The 10,556-nt window shown below is 64.2% G+C and carries 13 protein-coding genes, 1 tRNA gene and 2 pseudogenes; 8 read left to right on the top strand and 8 right to left on the bottom strand.

Annotated elements, in window-relative coordinates; genetic code table 11:
- The 3 genes from FLM9_RS03550 to rsmD form a co-directional block, all read left to right on the top strand.
- Window positions 1–733: LOG family protein (locus FLM9_RS03550; protein ID WP_074457296.1), on the top strand; the 733-nt coding region annotated here is incomplete at its 5' end.
- Window positions 730–1,377: an imidazole glycerol phosphate synthase subunit HisH gene (gene hisH / locus FLM9_RS03555; protein ID WP_074457297.1), complete on the top strand. Its 648-nt coding sequence runs from the start codon at window positions 730–732 to the stop codon at window positions 1,375–1,377. The genes FLM9_RS03550 and hisH, both read left to right, overlap by 4 nt.
- Window positions 1,378–1,382: 5 nt before the next feature.
- Window positions 1,383–1,970, top strand: a complete 588-nt coding sequence (rsmD, locus tag FLM9_RS03560; protein WP_074457298.1) for a 16S rRNA (guanine(966)-N(2))-methyltransferase RsmD — start codon at window positions 1,383–1,385, stop codon at window positions 1,968–1,970.
- On the opposite strand, the gene petG is transcribed toward rsmD, so the two are convergent.
- Window positions 1,967–2,083: a cytochrome b6-f complex subunit V gene (gene petG, locus FLM9_RS03565; protein ID WP_074457299.1), complete on the bottom strand. Its 117-nt coding sequence runs from the start codon at window positions 2,081–2,083 to the stop codon at window positions 1,967–1,969. The genes rsmD and petG overlap by 4 nt on opposite strands.
- A gap of 65 nt (window positions 2,084–2,148) precedes the next feature.
- Window positions 2,149–2,222 (bottom strand) — tRNA-Arg (locus FLM9_RS03570).
- A gap of 60 nt (window positions 2,223–2,282) precedes the next feature.
- Here FLM9_RS03570 and FLM9_RS03575 point away from each other — a divergent pair.
- The 3 genes from FLM9_RS03575 to nadB all read left to right on the top strand — a co-directional run bounded on the left by FLM9_RS03575 (window position 2,283) and on the right by nadB (window position 6,183).
- A complete protein-coding gene (locus FLM9_RS03575) occupies window positions 2,283–4,049 on the top strand; it encodes an ABC-F family ATP-binding cassette domain-containing protein (RefSeq protein ID WP_074457305.1) in 1,767 nt (588 codons plus the stop codon).
- Window positions 4,050–4,156: 107 nt separating this feature from the next.
- Window positions 4,157–4,534, top strand: coding sequence for a photosystem II complex extrinsic protein PsbU (gene psbU, locus FLM9_RS03580; RefSeq protein WP_074457306.1), 378 nt, complete (start codon window positions 4,157–4,159; stop codon window positions 4,532–4,534).
- A gap of 35 nt (window positions 4,535–4,569) precedes the next feature.
- Window positions 4,570–6,183 carry an L-aspartate oxidase gene (gene nadB / locus FLM9_RS03585; protein WP_257242991.1) on the top strand — a complete coding sequence of 538 codons (1,614 nt, stop codon included), beginning with the start codon at window positions 4,570–4,572 and terminating at the stop codon, window positions 6,181–6,183.
- A 46-nt stretch (window positions 6,184–6,229) separates the two neighbouring features.
- Here nadB and FLM9_RS03590 read toward each other — a convergent pair whose 3' ends face one another.
- Both FLM9_RS03590 and FLM9_RS03595 read right to left on the bottom strand, forming a co-directional pair.
- Window positions 6,230–6,556 (bottom strand): hypothetical protein, encoded by a 327-nt coding sequence (locus tag FLM9_RS03590; RefSeq protein ID WP_074457301.1) that lies wholly within the window; start codon window positions 6,554–6,556, stop codon window positions 6,230–6,232.
- 37 nt (window positions 6,557–6,593) lie between these two features.
- The gene (locus tag FLM9_RS03595; RefSeq protein ID WP_074457302.1) at window positions 6,594–7,580 is read right to left on the bottom strand and encodes a vitamin K epoxide reductase family protein; all 987 of its coding nucleotides are present in this window, start codon (window positions 7,578–7,580) and stop codon (window positions 6,594–6,596) included.
- Window positions 7,581–7,673: 93 nt separating this feature from the next.
- On the opposite strand from FLM9_RS03595, the gene FLM9_RS03600 reads away from it, so the two are divergent.
- Window positions 7,674–7,955, top strand: coding sequence for a hypothetical protein (locus FLM9_RS03600; RefSeq protein ID WP_143324584.1), 282 nt, complete (start codon window positions 7,674–7,676; stop codon window positions 7,953–7,955).
- On the opposite strand, the gene FLM9_RS08520 is transcribed toward FLM9_RS03600, so the two are convergent.
- The 3 genes and pseudogenes from FLM9_RS08520 to FLM9_RS08530 form a co-directional block, all read right to left on the bottom strand.
- Window positions 7,946–8,203, bottom strand: a complete 258-nt coding sequence (locus tag FLM9_RS08520; protein WP_306806782.1) for a BtpA/SgcQ family protein — start codon at window positions 8,201–8,203, stop codon at window positions 7,946–7,948. The genes FLM9_RS03600 and FLM9_RS08520 overlap by 10 nt on opposite strands.
- 307 nt (window positions 8,204–8,510) lie before the next feature.
- Window positions 8,511–8,642: pseudogene (locus FLM9_RS08525) on the bottom strand (phosphorybosylanthranilate isomerase); the annotation flags it as partial.
- A gap of 9 nt (window positions 8,643–8,651) precedes the next feature.
- Entirely contained in the window at window positions 8,652–8,783 is a 132-nt protein-coding gene (locus FLM9_RS08530) for a hypothetical protein (protein ID WP_257242993.1), read from the bottom strand.
- Window positions 8,784–8,838: 55 nt separating this feature from the next.
- On the opposite strand from FLM9_RS08530, the gene rimO reads away from it, so the two are divergent.
- A complete protein-coding gene (gene rimO / locus FLM9_RS03610; protein WP_074457307.1) occupies window positions 8,839–10,179 on the top strand; it encodes a 30S ribosomal protein S12 methylthiotransferase RimO in 1,341 nt (446 codons plus the stop codon).
- Window positions 10,180–10,220: 41 nt separating this feature from the next.
- Here rimO and FLM9_RS08790 read toward each other — a convergent pair.
- Window positions 10,221–10,511 (bottom strand): annotated as a pseudogene (locus FLM9_RS08790) (DUF7689 domain-containing protein); the annotation flags it as partial.
- Window positions 10,512–10,556 lie beyond the last annotated feature (45 nt).

A 10,556-nucleotide genomic window follows, 5' to 3' on the forward strand; every position in this document is an offset into this window, starting at 1 on the left:
GGTGATCACCGGGGCCGGGGGAGGGGTGATGGAAGCTGCCAACCGCGGCGCCGGACAAGACAAGAGCTACGGTCTCAACATTCACCTGCCCTTCGAGCTTGCTGCCAACCGCTACATCGATCCCCAAAGCAAGCTGGCGGTCTTTCGTTACTTCTTCACCAGAAAACACTTCCTGATGCGGGAGAGCGATGCCCTGGTGGCCATGCCGGGAGGTGTGGGCACGTTGGACGAGTTGTTCGAGGCCCTCACCTTGATTCAGACCGCCAAGACCGTGCCCATCCCCGTGGTACTGCTGGCCCCTGCCGGTGACGACTACTGGCAACACTGGAAGCGCTACATGGTAAAGTCCGTGGAGGAGCGGGGCATGGTGTCCCCCGCTGATGTCCAGATCTACGACCAGGTGGACTCCGTGGAAGCCGCCGTGGGGGCCATCCGCCACTTCTATCGGATCTTCCATCGCTGCCACTTCCTGGGGGGGGAGCGCTTGCAACTGCTGCTCCACCAAGCGCCCACCGATGAGCAGTTGACGGTGATGAACCAGATGTTCTCCGATCTGCTGCTTGCGGGCAGCATTGAATCCTTCACCCACAGGAGCGAGCAAGGCGTCTATCCAGGCCTGGAGTTTCAATTTGATCACCGCTGCATGGGGCGCCTCTATGAGTTGATTGGCCACCTCAATCACCTGTCCCTATCGGGGGGGTCACGCCTGGAGCATTCCGAGCAATGCCAATGACCACCACCAAGACCCCTCTGCTGGGCATCATTGACTACGGCATGGGGAACCTCCACTCCGTCACCAAATCCCTGCAACGGCTGGGGGGCCACTGCCAGCGCCTCTGCAGCGGCGCTGATCTGCACCGGTGGGAGGAGTTCGGTGGTGTGGCGTTGGTGTTGCCAGGGGTGGGCGCCTTTGATCCCGCCATGACCCAGTTGGCGGACCGTGACCTGATTCAACCCATTGGCCGTTGGGTCCACCAGGACCGTCCCCTGCTGGGTATCTGCCTGGGATTGCAGTTGTTGTTCAGCAGCAGCGCCGAGGGCCGGTTGCCGGGATTGAACTTGGTGCCAGGCACGGTGGAGCCCCTCAAGCCCACGGCGGATGAACCCGTTCCCCACATGGGCTGGCAACCGCTCATCTCCACCGACAGCTCTCCCCTGTTCCCTTCGCAAGAGAACCAATGGGTGTATTTCGTGCATTCCTACGGTGCCGTGCCTGAGGACGCCAACCTGGTGGCGGCCCAGGCGATGGTGGCCCGGCAACAGGTCACCGCAGCCATTGCCCATGGTGCGCTGGTGGCCACCCAGTTCCACCCGGAAAAATCCGGCCCCTGCGGTCAGCGGATCCTGGCCCGCTGGCTGGAACACCTACCTCGCTAAGGGCCATGCCGCACGGTGGTGGGCATGGAGCTTTGCGCCTCAGTGACGGGCGACGTCTACGGAGTCCACCGGGCACGATCACCCGCCCCACGCCGGCGCGGGTGCGGCAATCGGTGTTTGACCTGCTGCGGGAGCAGGTGGTGGGGACCCGCTGGCTGGATCTGTTCAGCGGCAGTGGCGCCATGGCTTGTGAAGCCCTGCTCCACGGCGCTGCCCATGTCACGGCGGTGGAGCGCCATGGCCGTGCCGCCGCCATGATCCGCCACAACCTGGAATTGGTCTGCCGTCCACCCCACACCTTTGCCCTCCACCGTCGGGAGGTGCTGGCCTGGCTTCGGGCCTGGAGCTGGGCAGCAGAACCACAACAACCCTTTACCTTGATCTACGCCGACCCCCCCTACAACGGGGGCCTCCATGAACCAGTGGCCATAGCTATAGCCGCCGCAGGTGTCATGACGCCGACAGGCCTGCTGCTGCTGGAATGCACAAGCCGCCAGCCGCCCACAACCCCACCCGGCTGGCGACTGGGCAGCCGCCACCGCTACGGGGGCACCACAGTGCTGCTGCTCCAACAGGCCACGGGCGCTACCTAGCCCCCGAAAATTCCCCCCCGGCGGCGGTATTGGTTGTAGGCGCTCACAAAAAGGCCCAGGATGGTGATGGGCACCAGGCCCAGAACGATGCCGCAGAGCAAAGGTTCAACCATGGGAGGTGGTAGATTGGAGGAGAGTATAGGCGCAAAAGGCTACCAACCTGGCCTTGCCCTTGCCACGCTCCCTGTTGGATTCGAACCAACGACCGGCTGCTTAGAAGGCAGCTGCTCTGTCCAACTGAGCTAAGGGAGCCCACCAGCAGGTTAGGTCCTTTTGTTGCTAACGTTGGCAGAATTAAGCTGTTGGATGTCTGTGTTACGTCTCGAGGGCATCTCGAAGATGTACAGCACCGGTGAGGTGCTCAAGGATGTGCATTGGGAGGTGAAGGCCGGCGAGCGCCTTGGCCTGGTGGGGGGCAACGGTGCCGGCAAGTCCACCCAGTTGCGCATGATTGCCGGGTTGGAGGAGCCCACCACGGGGCAGGTGATTCGTCCCGGTGGGCTGGTGATTGCCTACCTGCAACAGGAATTGGATCTGGAGCCCCGGCGCAGTGTCCGCCAGGAGTTGTTCCGGGCGTTTGCGGAGGCCAGTAGGGTGCTGGAGCGCCTTGCCGTGGTGGAGCAGGCCATGGCCACCGCCACGGGACCTGCCCTGGATGAGCTGATCCAGGAGCTGGGGTCCCTGCAGCAGCGCTTTGAAGCCCTGGACGGCTACAGCCTGGAAAGCCGGATTGAGCGAATCTTGCCCACCATGGGATTTGCGGTCACGGACCTGGAGCGGCCGGTGGGCCACTTCTCAGGTGGCTGGCAGATGCGCATCGGCCTGGCCCGCATTCTGCTGCAGGAGCCGGACCTGCTGCTGCTGGACGAGCCCACTAACCACCTGGACCTGGACACCATTGCCTGGTTGGAGGGGTATCTCCTGGGCCTGGAGTTGCCTATGGTGGTGGTCAGCCATGACCGGCAATTCCTGGATCGCCTCTGTAACCGCATCGTCGAGATCGAGCGGGGCGTGGCCCGCACCTATCTGGGCAATTACAGCGATTTTGTGACCCAGAAACAACTGGAGCGCCAGGCTCAACAGGCGGCCTTTGCGCGGCAGCAGAAGGAGCTGGCGGTGCAGCAGGCCTTTGTGGAGCGGTTTCGGGCCAGCGCCACCCGCAGCAGTCAGGCCAAGAGTCGGGAGCGGGCCATGGCCAAGGTGGAGCGGCTGGAGGCCACCGACAGCCCCTTGGATGGACCGCAATTTTGTTTTCCCCCCGCGCCCCGCTCGGGCCAGCAGGTGGCCCACGTTGAAGACCTCACCCACGCCTATGGGGACCAGATCCTCTTCCTGGCGGCCCATCTCCACGTGGAGCGGGGGCAACGCATTGCCCTTGTGGGTCCCAACGGCGCTGGTAAATCCACCCTGCTACGATTGCTCATGGGCACGGAGCAGCCCACGGAGGGGACAGCCCAGTTGGGCGCCCACCAAGTGATCCCTGGCTACTTTGCCCAAAACCAGGCTGAAGCTCTGGCGTCTTCCATCACGGTGCTGGAGACCGTCACCCAGGTGGCGCCGGATTGGAGCCAAACCCGGATACGCACCATGCTGGGCCGCTTTGGCTTCACGGAAGATAGGGTGTTCAAGGTGGTGGCCCAGCTCAGCGGTGGAGAAAAGGCACGCCTCGCCCTGGCCAAATTGCTGCTGACACCTTGCAATCTGCTGCTGCTGGACGAGCCCACCAACCACCTGGATCTTCCCGCCAAGGCCATGCTGGAGGAGGCCCTCCAGGCCTATGAAGGAGCGGCGCTGATCATCTCCCACGACCGCTACTTCATCCGTCGGACTGCCAACCGCATCGTGGAGTTGCGGGATGGGGAGTTGGTGCTCTACCAGGGAGACTACGCCTACTACTGCCAGAAGAAAGCGGAGGAGCGGGAGGCGGCTGCCGCCGCGGTTCTCGCCCAGGTTGCCCAGCAGAAAGCGGCAGCCAAGCGGGCCAAGGCAGCCGCCAAAGCCAGCGCCCGCAAGGCTAAGGCAGCGGGGTGCAGAGGCACCGCCAGGTCAGGGGGTGCTTCTCTGGCGGCGTTTCCTTGAAGAACTGCAAAAGCCCTGCCCCTGAACGCAGGATTTACTCCTTCCGTCTGCCAGGCTGCTGGGGGCCTTAACGAGGCCATTTCCCGATGATCTGTGGCACGATTCCAATGAAGCGTCTTGGTACTTGGCTGCTGGCGGCAGTGATGGCCATTGGGCTTCTCTGCACCATGGCGCCGAAGACCGCCCTGGCTGTTGAGCTGCGCAATGCCGCTGATGCAAAATTGGCGGAGCAACAGGCAGGTCTGGTGGACTTGAACAATGCTTCCGTACGGCGCTTCCAGCAGTTCCCCGGCATGTATCCCACCCTGGCGGGCAAAATTGTTGTTGGCGGTCCCTATGAAAGCATTGACGACGTGCTCAACCTGGACCTAACCCAGCGGCAGCAGGAGTTGTTCGAGAAGTACAAGGACAACTTCACCGTGACGAATCCCGAGGTGGCGCTGAACGTGGGTTTTGACCGCATCAACGACGGTCAATACCGCTGAAGCCTGATTGCCCCATCTTTGACCAGGCATGGGACGTGGTGGTTGTGGGCAGTGGCGCGGCCGGCCTCATGGCCTGCCTGGCGTTGCCGGTCCGTCTCAACGTCCTCCTGCTCACCAAGGATTCCCGGGCCCGCTCCGCCAGTCGCTGGGCCCAGGGGGGTATCGCCGCAGCGCTGGGGCCGAACGACTCCACGGAGGCCCACTTCCACGACACCTTGGCGGCGGGCGCCGGTCTCTGTGAACCCCATGCCGTGCGGCTGCTGGTGGAGCAGGCGCCCCGCTGTGTGGAGCGGCTCCTGTCGTTGGGGGTGCGTTTTGACCGCCAAGGAGGGCAGTTGAGCCGCACCATCGAAGCGGCCCACAGCCAGCGGCGGGTGCTCCACGCGGCGGATCAAACCGGTCGGGCCATCGTGGAGGTGCTCCAGGTCAGGGTGCGGGAACGGCCCCGCCTGCACCAGCACAACGATGCCGTGGTGTTGCAACTCTGGCGGGACGGCCAACGCTGTTGTGGCTTGCAACTCATGGCGGCGGGCATGATCGGCTGGCTGCGGGCCGGGGCCGTGGTGTTGGCCACTGGTGGCGGCTGCCGCATGTTTGCCCACACCACCAATCCTCCTCTCGCCAGTGGGGACGGGGTGGTGATGGCCTATCGCGCCGGGGCCGTGGTGCGGGATCTGGAGTTTGTTCAGTTTCACCCCACGGCGCTGATGATTCCGGGAGCACCCCACTTTCTCATCAGCGAAGCGGCCCGTGGGGAAGGGGCTGTGCTCCACAACTTGGATGGCAGTGATCCGGTGGCTGCCGTGGGGGGCGGCAACCTGGCCAGCCGTGACGAGGTGAGCCGTGCCCTGGCTGAGCACATGGTGCGCCGTGGGGATACCCACGTGTTGCTGGATCTGCGCCCCATTGGCCAGGAGCGCCTGCTGCGGCAATTCCCCGCCATCCTGGAACGCTGCCGTGCCTGGGGCATTGACCCCCTCACCATACCTGTCCCCGTGGCCCCGGCTGCCCACTACTGGATGGGCGGGGTGCAGACCGACCTGCAGGCCCACACCACGGTGCCAGGGCTCTACGCTCTGGGGGAGGTGGCCAGCAGCGGCGTCCACGGCGCCAATCGCCTGGCCAGCAACTCCTTGATGGAATGCCTGGTGTGCGCCCACCAACTGGAGCAGGAGGATCTGGATCTGGATCCCGGCCCCCGCGCCGCTCCTGTTCACCGTCCCGCCGCCCCTGTTGTGGTGACCAGCTCATCCATGGTGGCTGCCCAAAACAGCAGCCGCCAGATTCGTGATCTCTGCTGGACCATGGCGGGAGTCAATCGCCGAGAAGACGCCATGGCCATGGCCCAGCAGCAACTCCAGGCGCTGGCCCATGAGTTGGATGCCAGACCGGAACTGGCCTGGCTCAAGACCAGTGCTCCCGGTGACCGGCACCCCATCCTGCCCCAGGCCATGGGACTCCTGCGCCGTTGGGTGGAAGTGGAACACCTCTGTGCCCTGGGGCTGTTGCTGTTGGAGGCAGCCCGCTTCCGCCGTGAAAGCCGGGGTGGTCACCACCGCCTGGATCACCCGGCTCAACAGCCCTTCTGGCGCCGCCACAGCCGCCAGCAACAGGGCCGGGCCATCAGCAGTCGCCCCGTTGGCATCTAAGGCTGGGCTGAAAACCGGCCGTTTGGAGCGCCTTCAAGCCCCCTGCTCATTGGGCCGCCAGCAGGCTCTCCAGCACCCGATCCAGCTTGTCGCTCAACGCCCTCACGTCTTCCCTAACCAGCTTCAGGTCTTCCCGTTGCCTGTCTTCACTGGACCTGATCTCTGCGGTGAGCCTGGCTTCAACGTCCCTGATGTCGCCTTTCAAGGATTGAAAACCCACCACACCCACACTGACCAGGGAAATCACCAGGGCGGTGATGATGGGACTGGCAACCGCAGGCTCCCTCCATTGCCGCCACCGTTCCCCCGCTGGAGCACCTGCTGTTGGCGGGGGCAGCACTTGGGATTTGGTTGTTGGTGTGCCGGAGGTCACGGCGCCAAGTGGATGGACTGCATACCAACAGCTTACGTCATTCTGATTGAGGCGAACTGCTGGACGGGGTGGAAGACCCGGAGGTTGCGGAGGGCAGGGTGGGGAACAGACGCTCCCCCGTGTAGCCGGAAAGGTCCGCCAGCTCCTCTGGATTCTTGATCCCCGGTGTGAGCAAGGCTCCGTCAATTTCCCAGGTGGGATAGGACTGAATCTCCTTCGCCTCGCAGCGCTGGGGCTCTGCATTGTAGCCGTCCCGGGCACACTCCACAATGGCCAGTTCTTTGGCGGCCTCCTTGCCGAACAACTCCTTCTGCGTGCGGCAGGCGGGGCACCACCAGGCTGTGTAGATCACGGCGCCTCTGGCCGCCAGGTGCTCGGCCAAGAGAATCTGGGCCTCGCTGCTGGGGGTGGTGATGGCAGGGGGACGTTTGCCGTCCGGGTTGGCCACCTGACGACTGGGATCACTGGCCTGGATCCAGGCAAAGGAGGCCACCGCCACCACCAGAGCGACGATCAACGCCCGGAACACCTGCGCCCCCAAGTCGTCCCAACGGTGACCCAACAGGGCAATGAAGAACAGCAGCACCGAGAGGACCGCCGAGAGCAGGCAGAAGAAACAGAAGGCCTGAATCACCACTACCATCAACCCCACCAGGCTGAGGCTGAACACAGCCATGGCCAGACATAGGGGCATCAGCAGTGGCCAGGTGGCGCGATTGAGCTGCCAGCGGCTTTGCTTGGGCGCCACCAGGGGCGCCACCGCCATCGCCAGCACCGTGGCATAGGCCAGAAAGCCGAACAGCGCCAAGGGCTGTCCCACCACCGTGGCCCAGGGGCTGTTGAGCACGATGTCGCACCCGTCCCCGGTGGCGGGGCAGATCAACTCCGGCACAATCTGCCACCGTTTGAGGGTGATGAGTCCTGTGTCAACAGCCCCAATGGAGGCCAAAACAGCCATGGCCAGACGGGGCCATCGCTCCACAGACTCGTTGCGGTTGCGCCGGATCAGCCGTGAACTGCCCATTCAAGCTCCGTAGGGTTCCCCCCATCCTGTCACCAGGATGGACAGGCAAGTGGCACAATGATCAGAAGGTCGCTTTTCCTCAGCTCCACACCCTTGATGACCACCCAACCACCCAACCGTTGCCAACAGGCAGCCCTGCTACTCGCCGGCGTTAGCTGCGGCATCCTGGCTCTCGGCAGTTGGTCTCCCGACGCATCTGCCCATCCCCATGACCCCGGCACTTTCACCATTCCCCACACCCATGGGGAGACCGCATTCAGCCAGTCTACGAACCAGTTTGCCAATCCAGCCCTGTGGCTGGCCGGGTTGGGCTGTGCCATGTTGACTGTTCCCGCCGCCCGTTATTTGAAAACTCAAGTGCGGTCTCAAGGGTGAAACTGGCCCCGCATCTGTGCAACCCGTTGGAGGTCCACCGGATTGCACAGTCGGCCGTCCCGCTTCAGCGCCGCGGCCACGATCACCCCGTTACACAAGGGACACAAGTGGTCTGCAGTGGCTGGCCCGAAGCCGCTGCCAATCAGCACAGGCGCTCCCCGGGATGCATGGCTGGCCTGCTGCAAGATCTCCAATTCCACTGGAGTTCCCGTGCTGTCCCCTGACACGATGACCCCATCGGCGGCCACCCCGCTCCAGGGTGTCCCGCACTGCTGTGTGTACAGGTAAAGGCGCCAGAGGCAAGGCGTGCTTGACCAGTACGTCCGCCAGCACCACCACTTCCTCTGCCGCTGACGCAGCAGAAGCTAGGCAGCGCACCCCTGGATCAGGACCTGGTCGGTGACCATGGCCCCGCTCAGAACGTTCACCTGGATAAACCGGGCCCCGCTGGCCACACGGCCACAGCCAAGGCGGCGGCGCCGTCGTTGCGCAGCACGTGATGCCCACCGGTAAGGGAACTGCCCGAACCACGGCGGTGGCAATGCGCCCCATGGCGGCAACGGTCTCCGGTGGCGCTTGGTGGGGGAAAAAGGGATGATCGCCAAAGTTTTCCACCAGCACGGCGGTGGCGCCGCCGCTGGCATAGGCTTGCGCATCCGCTAAAGCCCAGGCTTCCACTGCATCCATGTCCCCTCCCTAGCCCGGGGCGCCCGGCAACGGGGGCAGGTGGATCATGCCGATCAACGGCCGCTGCTCCCCGAAGAGTTGGCGCCAGCGGTTCATCCGTGGGTGATTGTAATCCAGGGTGAGGGGGCATGATGGGAACACCACTCTGCCAGCCCCCTTGCACGCCTCCCGTCCCTTCGCCCTTGCCCCTGACGCCATGGCCCGATCCAGCAGGACGCGTCCCACCGTGGCCTTTGCCCATCTGGGCTGCGAGAAAAACCGGGTGGACAGTGAGCACATGCTGGGCTTGCTGGATGCCGCTGGCTACGAGGTGAGCAGCGACGAGATCGCTGCTGATCTGGTGGTGGTGAACACGTGCAGCTTTATTGAGGAGGCACGCCAGGAGTCGGTGCGCACTCTGGTGCGACTGGCGGAGGAGGGGAAACAACTGATCATTGCTGGCTGTCTGGCTCAACACTTCCAGGCGGAACTGCTGGAGGCTCTGCCCGAGGCACGGGCCGTGGTGGGCAGTGGCGACTATCAACACATTGTCTCCGTGCTGGAGCGGGTGATGGCGGGGGAGCGGGTCCGGCAGGTGAGCGCCGTGCCCACCTTCCTGGCGGACGAGCACCTGCCCCGGCGGCGCACCACCGCCAATGCCGTGGCCTACGTGAAGGTGGCGGAGGGCTGCGACTACCGCTGCGCCTTTTGCATCATTCCCCACCTGCGGGGCAACCAGCGCTCCCGGTCCATGGAGTCCATCCAGGCCGAGGCGCAGCAGTTGGCGGAGCAGGGGGTGCAGGAGTTGATCCTCATCAGCCAGATCACCACCAACTACGGCCGGGACCGCTACGGCAAGCCCATGCTGGCGGCGTTGTTGCGGCTGCTGGGCACCGTGGCGATTCCCTGGATCCGGGTCCACTACGCCTATCCCACCGGTCTGACCCCCGAGGTGCTGGCGGCGTTTCGGGAGACACCCAACGTGCTGCCCTATCTGGATCTTCCCCTACAGCACAGCCACCCGGAAATCCTCAGGGCCATGAATCGCCCCTGGCAGGCGGACGTGAACGGGGCGCTGCTGGATCGCCTGCGTCAGCAATTGCCGGACGCCACCATCCGCACCACTCTCATTGTGGGGTTCCCCGGGGAAACGGAGGCCCACTTCGCCCACCTGGAGGAGTTTGTCCAGCGCCAGCAGTTCGACCACGTGGGGGTGTTTGCCTTCTCCCCGGAGGAGGGCACCCCTGCCGCAACCCTGCCCAACCCCGTGCCCCACGACGTGGCCCAGGCGCGCCGCGACCGGCTCATGCAACTCCAGCAACCCATTGCCCAGCAGCGGAATCAGGCCTGGGTGGGGCGCGTTGTGCCCGTGCTGGTGGAGGAGGAGGACCCCGCCACCGGGGAAAAGCGTGGCCGTTGCAGCCGCTTTGCGCCGGAGGTGGACGGGGTGGTCCATCTGCAGGGGCCGGGCCGGGTGGGCAACCTGGTGCAGGCCCGCATCACCGCTGCCCATCTCTACGACCTGGAAGCCGTCACGGTGGACCATACCGGTCCCTGAGAACAAGGCTTTACCCCTGGCACAAGGGCCTGGCATCGCCCTCAATCCATCACGCCCGTGGCTCTTCGCATGTAGGTTGAGGGTTCTCCGTAAATGCCGCCGGACAGGGACTGTGGGCTTTGGTGTTCGATAACAGGCCCTCGGCCCATTTTGCTGCACCAGCGTCCGTTGGCCATCTGAACAGCCGCGTGCATCCAGGATCCTTCCTGTTCGTACAGGGCAACCTTTTGGTAGCCGCCTTCCATCCTGCTGTCGTTGCAGGGCTGGAACTCTAGGCCAAGGAAGACCTGCTTCAGACTCTCCATGCTGTTGGAGCGGCTCGCGTAATGGGGCCAATGGTAATTTTGCTATACTCCCGCCACCGGCTGGTGTCACTC

The sequence above is a fragment of the Candidatus Synechococcus spongiarum genome (assembly GCF_900047545.1).
In the GTDB taxonomy this organism is placed as follows: Bacteria; Cyanobacteriota; Cyanobacteriia; order PCC-6307; family Cyanobiaceae; genus Synechococcus_B; species Synechococcus_B spongiarum_C.

Coding starts and splice junctions, on each gene's coding strand:
- FLM9_RS03595 (WP_074457302.1), bottom strand. CDS start 7,580: ATGGGCAGTTCACGGCTGATCCGGCGCAACCGCAACGAGTCTGTGGAG.
- rsmD (WP_074457298.1), top strand. CDS start 1,383: ATGCCGCACGGTGGTGGGCATGGAGCTTTGCGCCTCAGTGACGGGCGA.
- psbU (WP_074457306.1), top strand. CDS start 4,157: ATGAAGCGTCTTGGTACTTGGCTGCTGGCGGCAGTGATGGCCATTGGG.
- petG (WP_074457299.1), bottom strand. CDS start 2,083: ATGGTTGAACCTTTGCTCTGCGGCATCGTTCTGGGCCTGGTGCCCATC.
- hisH (WP_074457297.1), top strand. CDS start 730: ATGACCACCACCAAGACCCCTCTGCTGGGCATCATTGACTACGGCATG.
- rimO (WP_074457307.1), top strand. CDS start 8,839: ATGGCCCGATCCAGCAGGACGCGTCCCACCGTGGCCTTTGCCCATCTG.